The 21904-nt window shown below is 56.9% G+C and carries 18 protein-coding genes; 8 read left to right on the plus strand and 10 right to left on the minus strand.

Annotation, left to right across the window (positions count from 1 at the left end; genetic code table 11):
• Positions 1–56 precede the first annotated feature (56 nt).
• From thyA to rppH, 4 genes are all read right to left on the minus strand, one after another.
• Complete coding sequence (gene thyA, locus BEI65_RS13480; protein ID WP_085118584.1) at positions 57–851, minus strand: thymidylate synthase; 795 nt, start codon at positions 849–851, stop codon at positions 57–59.
• A gap of 7 nt (positions 852–858) precedes the next feature.
• On the minus strand, positions 859–1731 hold the full coding sequence (gene lgt / locus BEI65_RS13485) for a prolipoprotein diacylglyceryl transferase (protein ID WP_085118585.1): 873 nt from the start codon (positions 1729–1731) through the stop codon (positions 859–861).
• A 193-nt stretch (positions 1732–1924) separates the two neighbouring features.
• Complete coding sequence (ptsP, locus tag BEI65_RS13490; RefSeq protein ID WP_099063781.1) at positions 1925–4171, minus strand: phosphoenolpyruvate--protein phosphotransferase; 2247 nt, start codon at positions 4169–4171, stop codon at positions 1925–1927.
• 12 nt (positions 4172–4183) lie between these two features.
• Positions 4184–4711: an RNA pyrophosphohydrolase gene (gene rppH / locus BEI65_RS13495; protein WP_012146527.1), complete on the minus strand. Its 528-nt coding sequence runs from the start codon at positions 4709–4711 to the stop codon at positions 4184–4186.
• Positions 4712–5407: 696 nt separating this feature from the next.
• Between rppH and mutH the strand changes: the two genes are divergently transcribed.
• The 4 genes from mutH to BEI65_RS13520 all read left to right on the plus strand — a co-directional run bounded on the left by mutH (position 5408) and on the right by BEI65_RS13520 (position 8525).
• Positions 5408–6094: a DNA mismatch repair endonuclease MutH gene (gene mutH / locus BEI65_RS13505; protein WP_099063782.1), complete on the plus strand. Its 687-nt coding sequence runs from the start codon at positions 5408–5410 to the stop codon at positions 6092–6094.
• A gap of 95 nt (positions 6095–6189) precedes the next feature.
• Positions 6190–6906: a TerC family protein gene (locus BEI65_RS13510; protein ID WP_099063783.1), complete on the plus strand. Its 717-nt coding sequence runs from the start codon at positions 6190–6192 to the stop codon at positions 6904–6906.
• Positions 6907–7077: 171 nt separating this feature from the next.
• The gene (locus tag BEI65_RS13515) at positions 7078–7296 is read left to right on the plus strand and encodes a YgdI/YgdR family lipoprotein (RefSeq protein ID WP_099063784.1); all 219 of its coding nucleotides are present in this window, start codon (positions 7078–7080) and stop codon (positions 7294–7296) included.
• 188 nt (positions 7297–7484) lie between these two features.
• Complete coding sequence (locus BEI65_RS13520; RefSeq protein WP_012146531.1) at positions 7485–8525, plus strand: NADP(H)-dependent aldo-keto reductase; 1041 nt, start codon at positions 7485–7487, stop codon at positions 8523–8525.
• Between the two features lie 32 nt (positions 8526–8557).
• Here the strand turns inward: BEI65_RS13520 and lplT are convergent, their stop codons facing one another.
• The 3 genes from lplT to BEI65_RS13535 form a co-directional block, all read right to left on the minus strand.
• Positions 8558–9754: a lysophospholipid transporter LplT gene (gene lplT / locus BEI65_RS13525; RefSeq protein ID WP_099063785.1), complete on the minus strand. Its 1197-nt coding sequence runs from the start codon at positions 9752–9754 to the stop codon at positions 8558–8560.
• Entirely contained in the window at positions 9754–11907 is a 2154-nt protein-coding gene (aas, locus tag BEI65_RS13530) for a bifunctional acyl-ACP--phospholipid O-acyltransferase/long-chain-fatty-acid--ACP ligase (protein ID WP_099063786.1), read from the minus strand. The genes lplT and aas overlap by 1 nt, the downstream gene beginning before the upstream one ends.
• Before the next feature lie 644 nt (positions 11908–12551).
• A complete protein-coding gene (locus BEI65_RS13535; protein WP_099063787.1) occupies positions 12552–14810 on the minus strand; it encodes a molybdopterin guanine dinucleotide-containing S/N-oxide reductase in 2259 nt (752 codons plus the stop codon).
• A 219-nt stretch (positions 14811–15029) separates the two neighbouring features.
• Here BEI65_RS13535 and galR point away from each other — a divergent pair, with 219 nt between their 5' ends.
• Positions 15030–16049, plus strand: coding sequence for an HTH-type transcriptional regulator GalR (gene galR / locus BEI65_RS13540; RefSeq protein WP_099063788.1), 1020 nt, complete (start codon positions 15030–15032; stop codon positions 16047–16049).
• Here the strand turns inward: galR and BEI65_RS13545 are convergent.
• Positions 16046–16501: a GNAT family N-acetyltransferase gene (locus BEI65_RS13545; protein ID WP_099063789.1), complete on the minus strand. Its 456-nt coding sequence runs from the start codon at positions 16499–16501 to the stop codon at positions 16046–16048. The two genes, galR and BEI65_RS13545, sit on opposite strands and share 4 nt — an antisense overlap.
• Positions 16502–16651: 150 nt before the next feature.
• Between BEI65_RS13545 and BEI65_RS13550 the strand changes: the two genes are divergently transcribed.
• Together BEI65_RS13550 and BEI65_RS13555 are read left to right on the plus strand one after the other, a co-directional pair.
• Positions 16652–17662, plus strand: coding sequence for a LacI family DNA-binding transcriptional regulator (locus tag BEI65_RS13550; protein WP_099063790.1), 1011 nt, complete (start codon positions 16652–16654; stop codon positions 17660–17662).
• 191 nt (positions 17663–17853) lie between these two features.
• Positions 17854–18156 carry a helix-turn-helix domain-containing protein gene (locus tag BEI65_RS13555; protein WP_085118626.1) on the plus strand — a complete coding sequence of 101 codons (303 nt, stop codon included), beginning with the start codon at positions 17854–17856 and terminating at the stop codon, positions 18154–18156.
• A gap of 33 nt (positions 18157–18189) precedes the next feature.
• Here the strand turns inward: BEI65_RS13555 and lysA are convergent, their stop codons facing one another.
• On the minus strand, positions 18190–19452 hold the full coding sequence (gene lysA / locus BEI65_RS13560) for a diaminopimelate decarboxylase (RefSeq protein WP_099063791.1): 1263 nt from the start codon (positions 19450–19452) through the stop codon (positions 18190–18192).
• A gap of 132 nt (positions 19453–19584) precedes the next feature.
• On the opposite strand from lysA, the gene BEI65_RS13565 reads away from it, so the two are divergent.
• Positions 19585–20508, plus strand: a complete 924-nt coding sequence (locus BEI65_RS13565; protein ID WP_099063792.1) for a LysR family transcriptional regulator — start codon at positions 19585–19587, stop codon at positions 20506–20508.
• On the opposite strand, the gene BEI65_RS13570 is transcribed toward BEI65_RS13565, so the two are convergent.
• Positions 20498–21652, minus strand: coding sequence for an MFS transporter (locus tag BEI65_RS13570; protein ID WP_099063793.1), 1155 nt, complete (start codon positions 21650–21652; stop codon positions 20498–20500). The genes BEI65_RS13565 and BEI65_RS13570 overlap by 11 nt on opposite strands.
• Positions 21653–21904 lie beyond the last annotated feature (252 nt).

Raw genomic sequence — 21904 nt, forward strand, 5'->3', positions numbered from 1 at the left:
AACATTTGGGGTTCAGTTCACCTGTGCGCCCTTGGGGATCAATCATCGGGTAAAAATCAGATGGCAACCGGTGCCTTGATGGCCGGGTGCGGATCATAACCTTCGATTTCAAAGTCTTCGAAACGGTAATCGAACAACGATGCCGGCTTGCGCTTGATCACCAACTTCGGTAATGCACGCGGTTCGCGGGTCAGCTGCAGCTGGGTTTGTTCCATATGGTTGCTGTACAGATGAGTGTCACCGCCGGTCCAGACGAAATCACCCACTTCCAGGTCGCATTGCTGCGCCATCATATGTACCAGCAGCGCGTAACTGGCGATATTGAACGGCAGACCAAGGAACACATCGCAGGAGCGCTGGTACAGTTGGCAAGACAATTTGCCGTCTGCCACATAGAACTGGAAGAACGCGTGGCAAGGTGCCAGCGCCATCTGATCCAGCTCACCCACGTTCCAGGCGGAAACGATAATACGGCGCGAATCCGGATCCTGTTTCAGTTGGTTCAGCACGGTGGTCAACTGGTCGATCTGACGACCATCCGCCGTCCCCCAGGCACGCCACTGCTTGCCATAGACGGGGCCAAGGCTGCCGTTTTCATCCGCCCACTCGTCCCAGATGCTGACGTTGTTTTCCCGCAGATAAGCCACGTTGGTGTCACCATTCAGGAACCACAGCAGTTCATGGATAATCGAACGCAAATGACACTTCTTGGTAGTGACCAGCGGGAATCCTTCCTGCAAATTGAAACGCATCTGGTGGCCGAATATCGACAAGGTGCCAGTGCCGGTACGGTCGGCTTTAGGGGTGCCCTCGGCGAGCACTTTGTTCATCAAATCCAGATACTGTTTCATTTGTTCCTCACGACAGTTGTTGCTGCGGACGACGACGATACGCCCAAATCATCATAATAATACCGGCCACCACCATAGGGACGGACAGGATCTGCCCCATGCTGATGACGCCGTCAAACAGGCCAAGCTGGGCATCCGGCTGGCGGAAAGCTTCGACGATAATACGGAATGCGCCGTAGCCAATCAGGAACAGGCCGGAAACGGCCCCCATCGGCCGCGGTTTGCGGATAAACAGGTTCAGAATGATAAACAGCACCACGCCTTCCAACAGCAGTTCATACAGCTGGGACGGGTGACGCGGCAACACGCCGTATTGGTTCAGGATAGGCAGCAATTGCGGATCGGCGGCAGCCAGCGCCACGTCTTCCGGGCGTGAGCTTGGGAACAGCATCGCCCATGGGGTATCGGTAGTCACACGGCCCCAGAGTTCGCCGTTGATAAAGTTGCCCAAACGGCCGGCACCCAGGCCGAAGGGGATCAGCGGGGCAATAAAATCAGAAACCTGGAAGAAGGTACGTTTGGTGCGACGAGCGAACCAGAACATAACCAGGATCACCCCCATCAGACCGCCGTGGAATGACATGCCTCCATCCCAGACTTTGAACAGATACAGCGGGTTATCCATGAACAGCGGCAGGTTGTAGAACAGCACATAGCCCACGCGGCCACCGACGAACACACCGAGGAAACCGGCATACAGCAGGTTCTCTACTTCATCCTTGGTCCAGCCGCTGCCCGGTTTGTTGGCCCGGCGTACCGCCAGCCACATGGCAAAAACGAAGCCAACCAGGTACATCAGACCGTACCAATGCAGAGAGACCGGGCCGATAGAGAAAATCACCGGATCAAATTTAGGAAACGCCAGATAGCTATTGGTCATCTATCACCACAACAAGTCTATTATTCTTCCCCATCCGGGGGCGGCAGGTGCCAAACGCGGTGAAACACAGCAGGAGCATTATTTTTCCGTTGCTTTCAGCGCAGTTGAGGAGGCGGATAATAGCATAAGCTTAACCGCCTCCGGACTGGCCTGCAGGGAAAAGTTCTGTAAAAAAATCAGTCAGCCCACGGCCTTACTTACCGCCGCGGATCAAACCACCCATGCCGCGCCGTTCCATAAATGCCGCTACCTGATGACGCACTTCGGTGGTCATTTGGGCATTCAGCACCCGCTGCACCAGCACTTCGGCGTCGGATAACTCAATATGCCGCAGCAGATATTTAATGCGCGCCACGCTACGTCCGTTCATGCTCAGATTACGGTAACCCATTCCCACCAGCAGCAGCGCGCCCATCGGGTCACCGGCCAGTTCTCCACACAGGCTTACCTGCAACCCAACCGCCCTGGCCTGCACGGCGATCAGCTTAAGTACCTGCAGCATGGAAGGATGCAGGCTGTCGTACAGCGACGCCACCCGGGTATTGTTGCGATCTACCGCCAACAGGTATTGGGTCAGGTCGTTGGTGCCTACCGAGATAAACTCAACGCGCCCGGCCAGATGCGGGATCATGAAGATCATCGAGGGCACTTCCAGCATGATGCCTAATTTGGGTTTCGGGATTTCATACCCCAGTACCTCTTCCACTTCCCGCCCTGCGCGGTCGATCAAGCGTCGGGCCTCGTCGATCTCTTCCAGGCTGGTGATCATCGGCAGCAGTATGCCCAGATTGCCGGTACCGGCATTGGCACGCAGCATGGCACGCACCTGGATCAGGAAGATCTCCGGCTGATCCAGGGTAATACGAATACCACGCCAACCCAGACAGGGGTTTTCTTCGCTGATCGGCATATAAGGCAGTTGCTTATCGGCGCCAATATCCAGCGTGCGCAGCGTCACGGGCTTGTTCGGGTACAGTTGCAGCATGCCCTGATATTGGGCGACCTGTTCCTCTTCGGAAGGGAAGCCGCTCTGCAGCATAAAAGGGATCTCGGTACGGTACAGACCCACACCGTCAACCCGCCCGCCCAGCAGTTTTTCATGTTCCGGGCTGAGGCCGGCGTTAAGCATTACCTGGACGCGCTCGCCGCTTTTAAGTTGGGCCGGTTGCTCAACGTCGTCTTCGGCCAGCTTGCTTAATTCCAGCTCTTCGCTGATCAGCCGTTGGTATTCCTGCACCAGCACCGGTTCGGGATCGACCAGCAGTTCACCGCGATAACCGTCGACGATCAGCAGCCGCTGGCTGAGCAGCGCAGGCTGGATATCCGCCCCCATCACCGTCGGCACCCCCATCGCTCGCACCAGGATGGCCGCATGGGAGTTGGCGGCACCGTCACGCACCACCACGCCGACCAGTCTGTCCTGTGGCATTTCTGCCAGCAGGGTCGCGGTCAGTTCATCGGCCACCAGCACAAAACGCGCCGGCCACTGGGTAGCGCCCTGGGTGGTGTCATCGAGGTGGAATAACAGACGCTGACCAAGCGCACGCAGATCGCTGGCGCGCTCACGCATATAGGTGTCTTGCAGGCTGGCAAACTGAGCCGCAAAGACCTCGATCACCTGTTTAACCGCCCATTCCGCCACGGAACCGGCATCAATTTCGGCAAACAGTTCGCGCTTGAGGCGCGCGTCGTTCAACAGGTGAGAGTAGAGATCGAAGATCGCCGCGCTCTCTTTTTGCGAGCTGGCGGCAAAGCGCTTGCTGAAACGGCGGAATTCCGCGCCGGCTTCTTCCAGCGCCTGAGTCAGGCGTTCCCGCTCGCTGGCAGTATCGAGCGTCGAAGCCTCGTAAACTTGATCGAGTGACGGCTGGCTGCTGTCCTGCCAGCCTTCGGCCACCGCAACGCCTGGGGAGGCCGCCAGTGCGCGAATGCGCGTTTGACGATACTGTCCGAAAATGGCGTTAAGCTGTGACTGCGAGAGGATCCCGGCCATTTGCGTGGCCAGGGTCACCATGAAGGATTCTTCGCTTTCGTCAAACTGACGCAGCTCACGCTGCTGTACCACCAGCACGCCCAGCAGTTGGCGACGATGAATGATCGGCACGCCGAGGAAGGATCGGAAACGATCCTCTTTCACCTGGGGAATGTATTTGAAGCTGGGGTGGCTCTGCGCGTCGGCCAGGTTAATCGGCTCCGCACGGCGTCCGACCAAACCGACAATGCCTTCATCAAAGGCCAATGCGATAGCGCGCCCACGCGGTTTTTTTAACCCGCGTGTCGCCATCAGGTAATAGCAGCGGCGGTCGTTGTCCGCCAGATAGATGGAACAAACTTCTGTATCCATTGCCAGACAGGTTTCATTGACCAAAAGATCCAGCGCATCTGTCAGGCTGGCCGCCGCGGCCACCTTCTCAACAATTTCTCGCAAGCGCGTGAGCATAGTCGGCTTAACTTAACCTCTCTTCCGGCGATAAGCGGGGGTCTGCCGCTGTGCTGCCTGCTCCTGCATTGGCATCACGGTGACGGCGAATTCTTTCATCACCCGGCGGTACACGTCGCGTTTGAACGACACCACCTGGCGCACCGGATACCAAAAACTCACCCAGCGCCAACCGTCAAACTCCGGTGTGCTGCTGCGTTGCATATTGATATCAGCGTCATTGCACATTAACTGCAACAGAAACCATTTCTGCTTTTGGCCGATACAAACCGGCTTTGTGTCCCAACGCACCAAACGTTTTGGCAATTTATAGCGCAACCAGTTGCGGGTTGAGGCCAGGATGCGTACATCCTTTTTACTCAGCCCCACTTCTTCGAACAGCTCACGGTACATTGCCTGTTCTGCGGTTTCACCAGGGTTAATCCCACCTTGGGGAAACTGCCAGGAGTGTTGACCGTAACGGCGAGCCCACAGGACTTGCCCCTGACGATTACAGATTACGATACCAACATTCGGGCGGTAGCCATCATCATCGATCACCGGACTACCTCGATAAGCTTAAATTCGCATAGATACCCTGATTGTTTCACACAAGCTACAGGCGGTAAACCACTGCTTTGCGGCGCTGCAGACCGGATAACATTGGGATAACTCACAGATAATGGCAAAGTTATAAACATGCGAGACGATTTACACGCGGTTTTATTCACTTTTTCTGTGGATAGGTGTGTGAAGAACTCAAGGGATAAGCCGGTAAAACTCTGGTGAGCCTAAAAACCCCATAAAAATAAAAATCACATTAATCGTTTAAAAACATAAAGATACATAATTATCAACAGCCCTATACAGAGCAAAAATGTGATCTATGTCCGTTTAGGATCTTACCCTGGTGAAAGATCCACCAACGTCGTTTTTATCCACAGATTATCCGTATGAGTTACGCACAAAACGGACAATTTCGCAAAAAAGTGCCTGCGTCAAGGCTGTAAATCGAACCAGTGATCGGTAAAAATTTGGGTTATCCCATAAATCTGTGGATAAATAGGTGTAAGATCCTGTTTATTGTCGGTGGCTTCAGGTGCACAAGCGTCGCCCGGAATTTTTCCTCTGCCGGCTGTGAGAAAAAAAGTCATGAAAAATCATGCTACTATTATTCTTTTCCCCAGTACTTTCCCGCCAAGGTTCTCTGTGGACAAATACAGTACGTTTTTCAACCAAATCTAACAGGCTGGTATTATGGCGTTTTTATCTCCTTTGCCCCTTCCTCCAGAAAACGAACAACAGCTGTTTGAACGGGCGCAGCAGCTTGCCGGCTGCCATCTGGGTGAACTGGCCGAACGTGCACAGTTGGCTATCCCCAAAGACCTCAAACGGGATAAAGGCTGGGTTGGCATGCTGCTGGAGCATTATCTGGGTGCCATGGCGGGCAGCAAGCCGGAGCAGGATTTCCCCGAGTTGGGCATCGAACTGAAAACCATCCCGATAGACGCCGCCGGCAGACCGCTGGAAACCACCTTCGTCTGCGTGGCGCCCTTAACCGGCAACAGCGGCGTAACCTGGGCCAGCAGCCATGTGCGCCATAAGCTGGCGCGGGTGTTGTGGATCCCGGTGGAAGGCGAGCGGCAAATCCCGCTGGCACAGCGACGTATCGGTTCACCGCTGTTGTGGAGCCCGAACGCCGCAGAGGAAGAAATGTTGCGCCGCGACTGGGAAGAACTAATGGATTTGATTGTGCTTGGTCATGTCGAGCGGATCACTGCCCGCCACGGTGAAGTTTTGCAACTGCGTCCCAAGGCGGCCAACAGTAAGGCCCTGACCGAAGCTATCGGCGAACAGGGTCAGCCGATCCTCACATTGCCGCGCGGGTTCTACCTGAAAAAAAGCTTCACCGGCGCATTATTGGCAAGACATTTCTTTATCTGATCCCTTTTGTTTAGGTCGCGTTTAGCTAACAGTGTCGCTGTATCAATAAACGCGTATAATTCAGCCTTTGCTTTTTATTAAGGTGTGGTTTGCCAATGTTCGAGTGGATTATGGATCCCAATGCCTGGTTAGCGTTAGGTACGCTGACCATTCTTGAGATCATTTTGGGTATTGATAACATTATTTTCCTGTCGCTGGTGGTGTCCAAGCTGCCGAAAGCACAGCAGAACAAGGCTCGCCGCATCGGGCTGGCCGGCGCAATGTTAATGCGTCTGGGGCTGTTGGCCTCTATCGCCTGGGTGATCCGTCTGACCCATCCGCTGTTTAGCTTCATGGACCACAGTATCTCGGCGCGCGATCTAATCCTGCTGCTGGGTGGGCTGTTCCTGATTTGGAAAGCCAGTAAAGAGATCCATGAAACCATCGAAGGTTCCGATGAAGAGCACCACACCAAGGTGCACGGCTTCTTCGGTGCCATCGTGCAGATTATGCTGCTGGACATCATTTTCAGCCTGGACTCGGTGATTACCGCAGTAGGCCTGTCCGACCATCTGTTTATCATGATGGCCGCAGTGGTGATTGCCGTTGGCGTCATGATGTTTGCCGCCCGCCCTATTGGCGAATTCGTTAACCGCCATCCTTCGGTGAAAATGCTGGCGCTGGCGTTCCTGATCCTGGTGGGCTTCACCCTGATGCTGGAAAGCTTCCAGGTGCATGTGCCAAAAGGCTACATCTACTTTGCGATGTTCTTCTCAATGTCGGTCGAAGCGCTTAATCTGATGCGCAGCAAGAAAAAAACCGTCTCTGAGTAATTCCCCACGGGAGTGCGCGCCAGCCGCTCCCGTTATTATTTTCGCCTTCCGCCCTGCTTCAACGTCACTTTAATCTATAAAGATAAAGACTTATCCGAAACACGGCGCTTACAGAGTTTGCTAATCTAAGAAGAAGCTTCTTTTTTGCATACATAACAGAGGATCCGCAGGATGAATAAGTGGGTAATGGCAGTGTCTGCGTTGGTGATCGCCGCCGGGTTGGCGGGATGTTCCAGCGATTACGTGATGGCGACCAAAGACGGCAATATGATCCTGACCCAGGGCAAACCGGAGATTGACCAGGATACCGGCCTGATCAGCTACAAAGATGAAAAAGGCAACAGCCGTCAAATCAACGGCGATCAGGTTTCACAGGTTATCGAACGCTAATCCCCCGTCGGCTATCCTGCGTGATAGCCTTCCCCGCACTGAATCCACTTCCCCCATCTTCCCGGCTTGGTTATAGTCGGCAAAGGCGATATCACCGCCTTGCGGGTTGTTTGCCACAGCCTGCCATTTGGCTCCTGTTTCACCGGGCGGTACCGCCCGTTAGCGCTAACATGAAAGGAAGGCCGTTAATGCAATACCACCGTATTCCCCACAGTTCTTTAGAAGTGAGCGTGCTGGGACTGGGCACCATGACCTTTGGCGAACAGAACAGTGAAGCCGATGCCCATGCGCAACTCGACTATGCATTAGCCGCTGGCGTCAACCTGATCGATACCGCAGAGATGTACCCGGTCCCGCCCCGTCCTGAAACCCAGGGGCTGACCGAACAATACATTGGCAGTTGGATCAAGGCACGCGGCAACCGTGAGAAGATAGTGCTGGCCAGCAAGATTGCCGGGCCGGTGCGTGGCACCGACAGCAGCATCCGTCCACAGCAGGCGCTGGATCGCAAAAATATCCGTGTCGCGCTGGACGCCAGCCTGAAACGACTCAACACCGATTATCTCGATCTCTACCAACTGCACTGGCCACAGCGTCCGACCAACTACTTCGGCAAGCTCAATTATCAATACACCGATGATAAAGCCACCGTCACCCTGCTGGAAACGTTGGAGGCGCTGACCGAACAGGTGCGTGCCGGTAAAATCCGTTATATCGGGGTGTCTAACGAAACGCCATGGGGCGTGATGCGTTACCTGCAACTGGCTGAAAAGCACGAGTTGCCGCGCATCGTCTCAATTCAAAATCCCTACAGCTTGCTGAACCGCAGTTTTGAGATTGCCCTGGCAGAGATCAGCCAGCACGAAGGCGTCGAACTGCTGGCCTATTCCAGCCTGGCGTTCGGTACCCTGAGCGGCAAGTATCTGAACGGCGCCAAGCCGGCCGGTGCGCGCAACACGTTATTCACGCGCTTTAACCGCTACTCTGCGCCACAAACGCAGTTGGCGATTGCCGAGTATGTCGCGTTAGCCAAAAAGCACGGGCTGGATCCTTCGCAGATGGCGCTGGCCTTTGTGCGCCAGCAACCCTTCGTTGCCAGTACCCTGCTGGGCGCGACCACGCTGGAACAGCTGAAAACCAACATCGACAGTTTCGACGTGGTGTTGAATGAAGATGTGTTGCAGGGGCTGGAAGAGATCCACACCCGCTTTACCATTCCTGCGCCATAAACAACATGGGGCGCCTGATCGCGCCCCATCCATTATTTTGCCCGCCGCTGCGACAACCACAGCGCGCTAATCGCCAGTGCGAACACCACGCCAAAACCAATCCCCACGCCAACCACCGGCACGCTGATTTTGACCGCCAGAGAATACAACCCGAGCATCAGCAACATGGCGGTGTTCTCCCCCAGGTTCTGCACCGCGATCGCGTTCCCCGCCCCCACCGAGTTTTTGCCCCGCTCCTGCAATAGCGCGTTCAGCGGTACCACAAAGAAGCCGCCCAATACACCGATAATCAGCAGCAGTGCATAAGCGTTAAACAGGGTGGTTTGCAGCGCGAATATTGCCACCGCTACGCCGATCAGGATCCCGGCAGGCATACAGCGCTTCACCGTCTCCAGCGTGACGAAGCGCGCGGCCGCACCGGCACCGATCACAATCCCGACCGCCACCATGGCATTGAGCAGCGTCGGCGTGGCGTTATCGGCGATACCGAGCGCCACCGGCACCCACAGTACCAACAGGAAGCGCAGCGTGACCCCTGCGCCCCAGAACAGGCTGGTGCCAATCAATGAGAAGCGTGTCTGGCCGTCGCGCCACAACACCACACAGGCGTTGAAGAAGGCCCGCGTCATGGCCCGCGGCGTCCAGGAAACGGCAGGATGTGCCGCCGGCAAGCGCGGAATGTACAGGTTGGCAATCACCGCCGCCGCATAGACCACCGCACACACCGCCAGCGCCGCCACGATATGCCAGTCGGCCAGTATGCCGCCGGCCACCGATCCGATCAGGATCGCGGCAATGGTGGAGGCCTCCATCAGGCCATTGGCCTTGACCAGTTTTTCGCCGCTGGTGATCTCGCCCAAAATACCGTACTTGGCGGGTGAATAGGCCGCGGCGCCAACGCCCACCAGGGTATAGCCGAGGAACGGATTGAACCCGAAGCAGATCACCAGCGCACCGGCCAGCTTCAGACCGTTGGCTACCATCATCACCCGCCCCTTGGCGAAGCTGTCAGCAACCTGGCCGACAAAAGGCGCGAGGATGATATAGGTGGCGACAAACGCCATCTGCAAAATCGGCTGGCTCCAGTCGGGGTAGAGCTGCTGCTTGATCAACGCCAGCGTGGCGAACAGCAGCGCGTTGTCGCCGAATGCGGACAGAAATTGGGCGCAAATCACCGCAATCATGCTGCGTGAGAGCAAGGATGAATCAGTATTCAACGTCGGGTTCATCAGACAGTCTCCGGCTGTTCAGCCATGTTACGCAGGGTCACAAAGTCCGGTTTCCCGCTGCCGAGCACCGGTAAGGTTTTCAAAATACGGATATCACGCGGCACAGACAGCTCAGGGCTGCCCAATTCCCGCGCCACCTTCAACAAGGCTTCGCGGGTGATGCCGGCGTCGGTGGTAAACAACACCAACGCCTCACCTTTGCTGCTGTCGCTTTTCACCGTGGCGGCGTGCTGCCCCTCCGGTGCTACGCGTTGTGCCAGCAGCTCCACGCTTTCCAGCGAGACCATTTCACCCGCCAGTTTGGCAAAGCGCTTCACCCGACCGCGGATCACGCAGTACCCCTGCTCGTCCAATGTGACAATATCGCCGGTATCGTACCAACCCGGCTGCAGGTTGCCGTGCTCATCCTCTGCCGCCGGGGGCTCCAGCTCGCCCGGGCGTTCCACCCGCAGATAGCCTTTCATGATATTAGGCCCCTTCAACTGCAAGCGCCCGCCGTTATCGATACCCGGCACCTTCATCAACCGCGCCTCCATATTCGGCATGATACGGCCGACGGTGCCCACCTTGGCCGCCAGCGGCACGTTGATCGACACCACCGGCGCGCATTCGGTCACACCATAGCCTTCCAGGATGCGGATGCCGTATTTGTCCTGATAAATCTGTTTGGTGCTGTCCGCCAACTTTTCCGCCCCGGCCACCACGTAGCGCAAACGAGCAAAATCATACGGGTGAGCAAAGCGGGCATAGTTATTGAGGAAAGTCGCGGTGCCGAACAGCACGGTGCAGTTGCGGTCATAAACCAGCTCCGGCACCACACGATAATGCAGCGGGCTGGGATAAAGGAAAATGCGGCTGCCGGTCATCAGCGGGGTCAACAGCCCGACCGTCAGGCCAAACGAGTGGAACAGCGGCAACGATGACATAAAGCGGTCACGCGGGGTGAAATCGGCGATGGTGCGGATCTGTTCAACGTTGGCCAGCAGGCTGGCGTGAGAATGCACGACGCCCTTCGGATTGCCCTCCGAGCCGGAGGTGAACAGGATCAGCGCCGCATCGTCCGGTTGCTGCGGCAGCATGGCGCGCGCCGGTTGGAACAGGTGACGCAGGATCCACAGCTTGTCCGCCAGGGTAATCGTATCTTTCAGATCCTCCAGGTACACCCAATTGGCCTCCGGCACCTGTTCTGGCAAATGCGTCAACTTGCCCTTTTCCAGGAACTGGCGCGAAGTGACGATGGTTTTGAGGCTGGCGGCGGTCATGGCGCTTTTCAGGCCTTTGGACCCGGCAGTGTAATTAAGCATCGCCGGAATGCGATTACGCAGTGAAGCGCCAAAAATCGCCGCGACGGTGATGGTCGCATTCGGTAATAACATACCGACATGCTCACCCTCGGCGGTAAAGCGTTGCAGGATACGGCTGACACCCAGCGCTTTCTTGGTCAGCGTCCGGTAACTGTCCTCCTTGAAGTTAATATCCTCGATGCACGGCTTTTTACCGCCATAACGGTGCTGCGCCGCCAGCAGGGCCTGGAACAGGGTCTGCGGCTCACGGGTATCCATCCGTGCCTTCATCATGATCTGGTGCAACCGGTCACCAGCCAACGCACGGCGATCGCGGGCGCGCGGCGCTACCGGCATCGGCAGCGAGGTCGGCGGTAAAATACGGATGCTGATCTGCGGGAACCAGCGGATCCTGAACACCCCGGCCATGCGCCCAAAGGGACTGAACTCTGCGCCATCCAGCCGTATCGGTACCAGGGTCGCTCCGGATTTGGCGGCGATAAACGCGGCACCGTCATAAACCTTCATCAGCGAACCGGTAACGGTGATACGCCCTTCAGGAAACACCACCACCGGCCGCCCCTGCTCTACCGTGCGCACCAGCTGTTTGATAGCCATGGGTTTGGTCGGATCGAGCGAGACAAAGTCGATATAGGGCCGCAGCCAGCGCATAAACCAGCGATCGCCAATGCTGGCATACACGGCAAACACCGGCTTGATCGGCAAAAACACCGCCAGCAAAACGCCGTCGAGGAAGGAGATATGATTGGGGGTAATCAGCAGCTTTTGCTGATCGAAATGTCGAACGTCGCCCTCGACACGTACCCGGTACAGCAGGCGGAACAGCACCCGCAGTATAGAAAAGATCATGCCCTTCTCCCCTTGGCCAAGATGAGCGTAAATGGTTGTAGGGAAAAGAATACTATATGGCAGGCAAAAAAAAACCTACGCATCCGCGTAGGTTGGTGCAATTGAAAATGGCTTCAACATACAGAGTATGCTGATTTCTCACCAATCAATACCTCTGGGATCACCTACTCTAGAGAGATGACGATTAAGAAACTACCGACCAATCGCAAGAGTTTTGCTCTAAATGCAACCAGCTGTAAATTTCCCGCAATTTTCGGAAATAACTCAATGAAACTTAAACAGTCCTGGAGCAGAAAAATACAAAATCGGATTTTGTGCAGGCGGGATGGCAAGGTAGCAGGCAAAAAAAAACCTACGCATCTGCGTAGGTTGGTGCAAATTAATATGGGTTCAACAAACAAGTTGCCGAAACTCACCAATCAATACCTCTGGGACGTTCAATTTACCCCGGGCCGGCAAAAGCCAGCCAGCAGGCAATCGCAACATTGAGGCGCAAAGTGTAACCAGCTGTTTATACCCGTCGCCTTTCAAGCCGCAGCGTTGTTATCTGCACTCGCTCATCCCCAGTTACTTACTCAAGTAAGCGCCTGGGAATGAGCGAGCTGGACGCCTAGCCGCGACTCGAAATTCATAGGGTATATTACCTATCGAACGCTCACCTCGACCAGGCAGCTCATGGCGTTCGGGCCCTGGGTTAACGGCGAGGTGCCGATATCCAGCGTCAATACGTTCGGGTTGCCGGACTGCTCCACCTCCAGGCGCTCGGCGCCGAAGCCCGGATCAAACCAGGCACCGGTGGCCATCAGTACCACGCCCTGGGTGACACCGTCGGTAAGAGAAACGCCGGCCAGACAGCGGCCACGCGCATTGCTGACCAGCACCTCAGTGCCATCGACAATACTGCGTTCTGCCGCATCTTGCGGATGCATATACAACGTCTCGCGACCGGCGGTTTTATTGCCCTGCGCCAGCGGTGCCGGATCCATCTGGCTGTGCAGACGGTCGCTCGGCTGGATGGAAATCAGGTGCAGTGGCCAATCTTTGGCCTGCGGCGCACCCAACCATTCGGCCGGCGGCTGCCACTGCGGATGCGGTGCAAAATCAGCATAACCGTAGCCGGCGATTTTCTCGCTGAACAACTCAATCTTGCCGCTCGGGGTTTGCAGCGGATTGGCCTGCGGATCGGCGCGGAAGTCATCAAAGAAAACGAACTCTTTCGCCGGTGCCGGCAGTTCGACATAGCCTTTGCGCCAGAAGTCCTCAAACTCCGGCCATTCCACGCCGGTGCCTGCCTGCGCCTGCCCGCACTGCTGATAGATAGATTCGATCCAGGCGCGTTCGTCGCGGTTTTCGGTGAATTGCTCGCGGTAACCGAGTCGCTCCGCCAGATCGGCAAAAATATCAAAGTCATTTCGCGCCTGATGCTGTGGCGCAATCGCCTGATGCATCGCCAACACGTAGCGATCGCGCGATGAACCGCCGATATCGTTACGTTCCAGCGAGGTTGTGACCGGCAGCACGATATCCGCCATTTTGGCGGCCGGTGTCCACCAGATATCCTGCACAATCACCGTATCCGGCTTCTGCCACCCCTCCACCAGTCGGTTTAACTGTTGGTGATGGTGGAACGGATTGCCACCGGCCCAGTGCACCAGATGGATATCCGGGTAGTGTCGCGTCTCGCCGCGGAACTGGTAGGGTTCGCCAGGTTGCAGCAACATGTCACAGATGCGCGCCACCGGGATCGCCAGCCCGCAAGGATTGGCCCCCACCGGCATCATTGGCCCCGGGGTATCCACGCGCGGATTGCCGACGCCGTTCATTGAACCGTGCCCAAACGAGAAACCGCCGCCCGGCAGCCCAACCTGACCGAGCATCGCCGACAGGGCAATCATCATCCAGTAGGGTTGTTCGCCACGGTGAGCGCGCTGAACGGAATAGGAACAGGTGATAAAGCTGCGCACGCCGATCAGTTGCTGCGCCAGCAAGCCGATGCGTGCCGCGGGGATACCGGTGATCGCACTGGCCCACTCCGGCGTTTTTGCCACGCCGTCATCGGTGCCGCGCAGATAACTCGCCAGTTGGTCGTAACCGGCACAGTGGCTATAGAGGAATGCCTCGTCCTGCGCACCCCGCCGCTGAATTTCATACGCCAACGCCAGCATCAGCGCCACATCGGTATTCGGGCGGATCGGGATCCATTCGGCATTGACGAATGCCGGGCAGTCATCACGCATCGGACTGATGTTGATGACTGGTGTGCCTTTGTGTACCAGCTTTTGCAGCCACGGCTTGAGTGAATGCTCCGCCGCACCGCCGGAAGATACCTGGGCATTTTTCAACGCCAGGCCACCGAAAGCCACAAACAGTTCGCAGTGCTCGACCACGCTCGGCCAACTGGTGACGCGCCCGGTCAATGGGGTGAAGGTGCCAATCACATAAGGCAGGAAAAACTGCGCGGCACCCCAACTGTAGTTACCCAACTGGTCAACACCGCCACCGCCGCCGAAATAAAAACGCCGCACCAGCGAACGCGCATGATGCAAACGCCCGGCGGATGACCAGCCATAGGAACCGGTAAACAGGCCCGAGGGGCCGTAGCGATCGCGCACGCGACGGTTTTCTTCCGCCACCAGATCGAGCGCCAAATCCCAGTCCACTTCGACAAAATCTTCACGCCCCCGTAGCGTACGGTCACTACCTTCACGCTTTTGCAGCCAGGAGCGACGCACGGCAGGTTTGCGGATGCGCTTGTCGGAATAGGCCATAGGCGCGATGGAGGCAAGCATCGGGGAAGGATCCGGATCGTCGGCGAACGGCTCACAACGGATAAGCCTGCCGTCTTCAACCACGGCGGTATACGCCCCCCAGTGAGCGAGCTGCGGATAACGTTTAATCGACATGCGGTTCTCAAACAAAAGTAGATGCCCAAAAGTAACATTAGCCGACCTGCGCCGCCAAAGCACAAATGACTCTATTACTGGGTGGTACAGGTCTAAGCGCACGATAAATCGCCCATATCTGCAACAGCCGCCACAAGTTGCGATCGCCAGTGCTTGCAGCCCCGGGTTTTTTCCGCAAGACTGAGGAATGTAAGCGATTACCCAGGATGTATGACAGATATGGCTACCATAAAGGATGTTGCCAGGCTGGCGGGTGTTTCCGTGGCCACGGTATCCCGCGTAATAAACAATTCCCCGAAGGCCAGCGAAGGCTCACGCACTGCGGTGCAGGCCGCGATGGAACAACTGCAGTACCACCCAAACGCTAACGCCCGCGCGCTGGCGCAGCAATCAACCGAAACGCTCGGGCTGATCGTCTCCGACGTGTCCGATCCTTTTTTTGGCGCCATGGTCAAAGCGGTCGAACAGGTGGCCTACGCCACCCATAACTTCTTGCTGATTGGCAACGGTTACCATGAGGCGGAAAAAGAGCGTCAGGCAATTGAACAACTGGTGCGCCACCGTTGTGCAGCGTTGGTGGTTCATGCCAAAAAGCTGACCGACCGTGAGTTGAGTGGCTGGATGCAGCAAATCCCGGGGATGGTGCTGATTAACCGCACGCTGCCGGGCTTTGAATCACGCTGCGTGGCGCTGGACGACCGTTACGGTGCCTGGCTGGCGACCCGCCATCTGATCCAGCAGGGGCACCAGCGCATTGCCATCGTCTGCTCCACCCACCAGATTTCCGACGCAGCAGACCGCCTGCAGGGCTATCTCGATGCCTTGCAGGAACATGGCATTGCGGTGGATGAAAAACTGATTGCCTACGGCGAGCCGGACGAAATCGGCGGTGAACAAGCGATGACCGAACTGCTCGGGCGCGGCAAAAACTTTACTGCAGTGACCTGCTATAACGACTCAATGGCCGCCGGTGCGCTGTCGGTGCTGAGCGACAACAGTGTCGATGTTCCTGGCCAGATGTCGTTGATTGGTTTTGATGACGTGCTGATTTCACGCTACCTGCGCCCGCGTCTGACCACCATTCGTTATCCGGTGGTGGCAATGGCGACCCAGGCAGCCGAACTGGCATTGGCGCTGGCCAACAACCAGCCACTGCCGGAGATCACCAATATGTTCAGCCCGACCCTGGTACGCCGCCATTCGGTGGCCAGCATCAATAACGTCTACGAGCAGAACTAGTCCAGTTCCCGGTGATAGACCCGCACCGGGCGGTCGGGGTAATCCAGCGCGTCGCCGATGTAATGCCAGCCGTGGCGTTCGTAATAGCCGCTGAAGTCACTGTAGAGATACAGCTCGCTGAAGCCGGCGTCCCGGCTGTAGTCCTGCACATGCTGCTGCAGCCGTAAACCCAGCCCGCTACCGCGTTGGCTTTCATCGACATACAGCGCCGCCAACCAGGGCGTCAGATCCTGGCGGCTGATCAAATCGCAGCGCCACAGGCCCACGGTGCCGACCAGTTTGTCGCCCAGCAGAGCAATAAAAGTGATGGGCAAATCCGCCCCACGCAGCCCACTGTCCACCACGCTGGCGAAAAATGCCCGGCTGCTTTCGCTACCAAAGGCCCGCCACTGCCAGTCGATCACCTGTTGTCGATACTGTGGATAATCCGCCAGAAGCACAATGTTAATCATCTCCCCCCCTTTTTCCGTTGCCCGAGATCAGTCTACGGGCGTTTGCAGACAACGCAATCCCGGCGACAAAAAGCCACGCAGCCAAGGGCTAACCCTATGCTAGACTGAGCATTATTTGCCACAGCGGATGTTGAAAGGGGTAAGCCATTGATGATCACCATGTTGGATGTTTCCATTCGCGCTGGGGTCTCTAAGGCCACGGTCTCACGCGTGTTAAATGGCACCGGTCAGGTGAAAAAAAGCACCCGCGACGCGGTGTTCAAAGCGATGGACGACCTGGGTTATCGCCCGAATTTCCTCGCCCAATCGCTGGCGAATAAAAGCTCCAACAGCATTGGACTGGTAGTCTCCAACTTCGACGGCCCCTACTTCGGCCGTCTGCTGCGTAAAGCCGCCAAGCTGATCGAAGCCAGCGGCAAGCATCTGATTGTCACCGACGGCCACGACACGCCGGAAGACGAGCTACAGGCAGTGCGACTGCTGGCCGATCGCCGTTGTGACGCCATCATTCTGTATACCCGATTTATGTCCGAATCTGCGCTGATGAACTTGCTGGGAAGCCTGCCGGTGCCGATCATGGTGATCAACCGCGATCTGCCACAGGCACGCGAGCGCTGCGTGTTCTTCGAACAGCAGAGGGCCGCCTTCCACGCGGTGGATTATCTGATCCGGCAAGGGCACCGCGAGATCGCCTGTATTACCGGGCCGATCGCCACGCCCACCGCTCAGGCGCGGTTGGCGGGTTATCAGCAGGCGCTTGAACATCATGAGATTGCCTTCGACGACGCCCGTGTAGCCTATGGCGACAGCAGCGTGCAAAGCGGCTATCAGGGTGCCCGCAGTTTACTGGCCAGCGATAGCGGCTTTAGCGCACTGTTCGCCTGCAACGACGACATGGCGGTCGGCGCCATGAAGGCGCTGCACGATGCAGGCAAACGCCTGCCGCAGGATGTCTCCCTGTTTGGCTTTGACGACGAACCCAGCGCCGCCTATTTGCAACCTGCGCTGTCCACCGTTTATCTGCCGATCGACGTGATGATCGAAGCCGCCATCAGCCAGGCTTTCCGCCTGATTAAAGGAGAGAATATACAGCCACTCCCTCCTTTCACCGGTGAACTACGGCTGCGCGAATCCGTGATACCCGGCCCCTACGCCAACTGATCCCTTCGGGCGCTGGCGCTGATTGCGCGCCGCGCCGCATTTCCCCCACTGCGATTTCCCTTGCCTGCCACTTAGCCGCATATTGTCACAACAATAGCCTTTACGCTATATAGCATAAAAGCTATATTTGGAGTGTGGTCGTCGAACGATTCGACAACTGATTTTTATTTGGCAACCCAGAGGTAACGCATATGGCTAAGCCTTTAGCAAACCTGATCGAAAAGCTTGATCCCGCAGTGGTTGAAGCAGCGAGGCAAAAAGCGGACAAAGAAATTTTTGAATTGCGGCTGGCAATGCTGCGGGAAGAACTGGCGGTGTCCCAGGTGGAACTGGCGAAACGACTGGGCATCAGCCAGCCTTCGGTCGCCAATCTGGAAAAACGTGGTAGCGAAATTAAACTCTCTTCACTGAAGCGCTACATCGAAGCCATGGGCGGCACACTCTCGCTGGAGGTCCAACTGCCCAACGGTCAGCATCGACGGATGACGTTGTGAGACGGGCGCAGTTTTGAACTGCGCCCGAAGCACTCAGATCAGTTCCAACGCAATCAGCTCTTCAATGGTCTGGCGGCGACGGATCAAACGAGGTTCGCCGTTCTCAAACAGCACTTCCGGCAGCAGCGGACGGCTGTTGTAGTTCGAAGACATCGATGCGCCATAAGCGCCGGTGTCATGGAACACCAGATAATCGCCGACCTGCACCGGCGGCAGTTCGCGGGTTTCAATACCGCCACCGGCCTGCTGGGTAAAGACGTCACCGGACTCACACAGCGGCCCGGCAATCACGGTATCGCGCAGCGGCTGGTTGGCAGTATCGCGGCCATCGGCCGGCAGCAGGGAAATATGGTGGTAACTGCCGTACATCGCCGGACGCATCAAATCGTTAAAACCGGCGTCCACCAGCACGAAGTGGCGGCTGCCCATGTCTTTTACCGCGCGTACCTCAGCCACCAGCACCCCGGCTTCCGCCATCAGGAAGCGCCCAGGTTCAATTTCCAGACTCACCGGATGACCCAGATGGGCGGCAATACGCTCGCGCGCGCTGTTCCACAGGCCAAAATAGTGTTCGGTATCAATCGCCTCTTCGCCGTATTGATACGGGATCGACAGGCCGCCACCGGCGGAAATAGCGCTGATGTCATGGCCCAGGTCGATCACCTGTTGCACCATGGCGTCACACACGCGCTCCAGATGCTGGTAATCCACACCCGAACCGATATGCATATGCACGCCGATCAATTTCAGGCCGTACTGCTGAATTTTTTCCACTGCCTGCGGCAAATCGGCATACCAAATGCCGTGCTTGCTGTTCTCACCGCCGGTATTGGTTTTCTGGCTGTGACCGTGGCCGAAGCCCGGGTTAATGCGTAGCCACACCGGGTGCCCGGCAGAAACCTGGCCCAGTTGCTCCAGCATGTCGATCGAACCGACGTTGACCGGGATTTTCAATTCACTGACGCGCGCCAGCGTTGCATGATCCAATACGTCGGCGGTAAATACGATTTCGCTTGGCTCACCACCCGGCTGAAAACCGGCCTGCAGTGCACGTTCAATCTCCCCCAGCGACACCGAATCCACCTTGACGCCCTGCTCACGCATCAGGCGCAGAATATGAATATTCGAACAGGCCTTTTGGGCAAAACGGATCACATCAAAATGACGCAGTTGGCTGATACGCTCGCTAATGATAGCGGCGTCATAGGCCCATACCGGGCAACCAAAACGCTGAGGCAAGGCCAACAGGTTAGCGGCATTAAGGGCAGTCGTCGTATCGTGTAAAGCACGTGGCATGGTGGTATCCCTGAATAAAATTTAGTGACTCTAATACCCCAATATTGCCGCACTCTTTCTCGGGTGGAAAATATCTATTTAGCCAGAGTCTATTCATCTATGATATGGCTTTGCTCATTATGGACACTGCCGATGCACGCGATAACCCTGCGCCAGATTGAAATCTTCTATGCGGTGATGACCACCGGCAATCTGACCGAGGCCGCTGCGCTGCTGCAAACCTCGCAACCCACCGTCAGCCGTGAACTGGCGCGCTTCGAAAAACTGATCCAACTGCAATTGTTCGAACGGGTGCGCGGCCGGTTATCTCCGACGGTGCAAGGCCTGCGGCTGTTAGAGGAGGTGCAACGCTCCTATTACGGTCTGGATCGCATCGTCAATGCTGCCGCCGGTATCCGCCAGTTCCAGCAGGCGCAGCTGTCGATTGCCTGCCTGCCGGTGTTCTCGCAGTCACTGCTGCCCGCCGTGTGCAAACCCTTTATCGATCGCTATCCCGAAGTAAGTTTCAGCGTAATACCGCAGGAATCACCGCTGCTGGAGGAGTGGCTGTCGGCGCAGCGTCACGATTTGGGGCTGACGGAAAATACCCTGACCCCGGCGGGAACCGAGCGCATGACGCTGATGACCTTGAACGAGGTCTGCGTGCTGCCGGCCGGGCACCCCATGCTGGCAAAAACGGTACTGACGCCGCAGGACTTTGCCGGGCAAAACTTTATCAGCCTGTCGAATACCGACAGCTATCGTCAACTGCTGGATTCGCTGTTCAGTGAGGAAGGCGTTAACCGCCGTCTGGTGATGGAAACCCACAGCGCCGCGTCGGTCTGCGCCATGGTTAAAGCAGGGGTGGGTGTGTCGATCGTTAACCCGCTGACGGCGCTCGATTACGCCAGTGATGGCGTACACGTGCGGCCATTCAGCGTTGAAGTGCCCTTTACCGTCAGTCTGATCCGGCCGCTGCACCGCCCATCGTCGGCGCTGGTCACGGCCTTTACTCAGCATTTGCAACAGCAGGCGGAGACACTCCCCGCCCGCCTGGCTGCGGTAATTACACGCTAGCCGGGCGCTTGGCGCGGCTGAAGGTCACCATGCAGAGCAGCAACCCCAGCAGCGCAATCCCCGCAGCGGCCAGCGGTACGCTGGTCAAGCCCAGCCCCTGCGCAATCACCACGCCGCCGACCCAGGCACCGATGGCATTACCGACGTTGAACGCGGCAATGTTCAGCGTAGAGACCAGGTTGGGGGCTTTTTTACCGTAGGTGACCACGTTGATCTGCAGTGCCGGTACGGCGGCAAACGCGGCGGCGGCCCACAGGAACAGGGTGATCTCTGCCGGGACCATCGAATGGCTGGTCCAACTGAACAGCGCGGCGAAACAGGCGATCACCAGGAAGGTACAGGTCAGCGTCAGCGGCAAACGCCAGTCTGCCAGACGGCCGCCCAGGATATTTCCCAGCGTCAGCCCTACCCCCATCAGCAACAGCGTCCAGCTCACCCCATGCGATGAAACGCCGGTCACTTCGGTCAACAATGGCGCAATGTAGGTAAACAGCGCGAACATCGATGCGGCAAAGGCCACGGTCATCAGCAGCGAAAGCCAGATGCCAGCGCCACGCAGCGCCGCCAGTTCTTTTTTCAGGTCGGTTGGTGCCTCGTCCTTCACCGTGGGCAGCTTGCTATACAACGCCAACAGGGAGAACACACCGATCACCGCCACCGCCCAGAACGTCGAGCGCCAGCCCAGTGCCTGCCCCAGCGCGGTACCGAGCGGCACCCCGAGCACGTTAGCCAGCGTCAGGCCGGTAAACATCAGCGCCACGGCAGAGGCCCGGCGGTTTGGCGGAACCAGGTTGGCCGCCACCACCGCACCAATACCAAAGAACGCACCGTGACACAGAGCGGTGATAATGCGCGCCAGCATCAGGAAGTCGTAGCTGTAACCCAGGGCGCACATAATATTGCCGAAAATGAAAATCACCATCAGCAGCAACAGAGTCTTTTTACGCGGTAGCTTCGCCGTCAACAGCGCCATGATCGGTGCGCCAATAGCCACGCCAAGCGCATAGCCACTGATCAACCAGCCGGCAGAAGGAATAGAAACCTGCAGGTCTCTGGCGACCTCAGGCAGCAACCCCATAATCACAAACTCGGTGGTGCCGATAGCAAATGCACTTAATGCCAGTGCGAGCAGAGAAACAGGCATGCGTAACGCTCCCAATTAACAAAGCCCCGGCGTCAGGCGCCCGAGGCCGGTAAAAACACACGAAATTATCGGGCAACCTGACAGGCTGCCCGTGAAAAAGGTCAGAGAGGGTGTTCCAAGAGCTGGGGAAATGTATTTAACCCTATAATTATTAAGTCTTATTCACTCTTTTCACGTTACAGAAATTACACCTCGTCCCACGAGTTAACCAGTGAGAAAGCCAGAGTAGCGCACAAAAAGCCCCCATGAGCC

The sequence above is a fragment of the Serratia sp. BW106 genome, from assembly GCF_002607755.1.
GTDB classification, from domain to species: domain Bacteria; phylum Pseudomonadota; class Gammaproteobacteria; order Enterobacterales; family Enterobacteriaceae; genus Serratia; species Serratia proteamaculans.

Bases quoted from the DNA above. Each gene is read 5' to 3' on its own strand.
- thyA (WP_085118584.1), bottom strand. From the start codon at position 851: ATGAAACAGTATCTGGATTTGATGAACAAAGTGCTCGCCGAGGGCACC.
- lgt (WP_085118585.1), bottom strand. From the start codon at position 1,731: ATGACCAATAGCTATCTGGCGTTTCCTAAATTTGATCCGGTGATTTTC.
- ptsP (WP_099063781.1), bottom strand. From the start codon at position 4,171: ATGCTCACGCGCTTGCGAGAAATTGTTGAGAAGGTGGCCGCGGCGGCC.
- mutH (WP_099063782.1), top strand. From the start codon at position 5,408: ATGGCGTTTTTATCTCCTTTGCCCCTTCCTCCAGAAAACGAACAACAG.
- BEI65_RS13510 (WP_099063783.1), top strand. From the start codon at position 6,190: ATGTTCGAGTGGATTATGGATCCCAATGCCTGGTTAGCGTTAGGTACG.
- BEI65_RS13515 (WP_099063784.1), top strand. From the start codon at position 7,078: ATGAATAAGTGGGTAATGGCAGTGTCTGCGTTGGTGATCGCCGCCGGG.
- BEI65_RS13520 (WP_012146531.1), top strand. From the start codon at position 7,485: ATGCAATACCACCGTATTCCCCACAGTTCTTTAGAAGTGAGCGTGCTG.
- lplT (WP_099063785.1), bottom strand. From the start codon at position 9,754: ATGAACCCGACGTTGAATACTGATTCATCCTTGCTCTCACGCAGCATG.
- aas (WP_099063786.1), bottom strand. From the start codon at position 11,907: ATGATCTTTTCTATACTGCGGGTGCTGTTCCGCCTGCTGTACCGGGTA.
- BEI65_RS13535 (WP_099063787.1), bottom strand. From the start codon at position 14,810: ATGTCGATTAAACGTTATCCGCAGCTCGCTCACTGGGGGGCGTATACC.
- galR (WP_099063788.1), top strand. From the start codon at position 15,030: ATGGCTACCATAAAGGATGTTGCCAGGCTGGCGGGTGTTTCCGTGGCC.
- BEI65_RS13545 (WP_099063789.1), bottom strand. From the start codon at position 16,501: ATGATTAACATTGTGCTTCTGGCGGATTATCCACAGTATCGACAACAG.
- BEI65_RS13550 (WP_099063790.1), top strand. From the start codon at position 16,652: ATGATCACCATGTTGGATGTTTCCATTCGCGCTGGGGTCTCTAAGGCC.
- BEI65_RS13555 (WP_085118626.1), top strand. From the start codon at position 17,854: ATGGCTAAGCCTTTAGCAAACCTGATCGAAAAGCTTGATCCCGCAGTG.
- lysA (WP_099063791.1), bottom strand. From the start codon at position 19,452: ATGCCACGTGCTTTACACGATACGACGACTGCCCTTAATGCCGCTAAC.
- BEI65_RS13565 (WP_099063792.1), top strand. From the start codon at position 19,585: ATGCACGCGATAACCCTGCGCCAGATTGAAATCTTCTATGCGGTGATG.
- BEI65_RS13570 (WP_099063793.1), bottom strand. From the start codon at position 21,652: ATGCCTGTTTCTCTGCTCGCACTGGCATTAAGTGCATTTGCTATCGGC.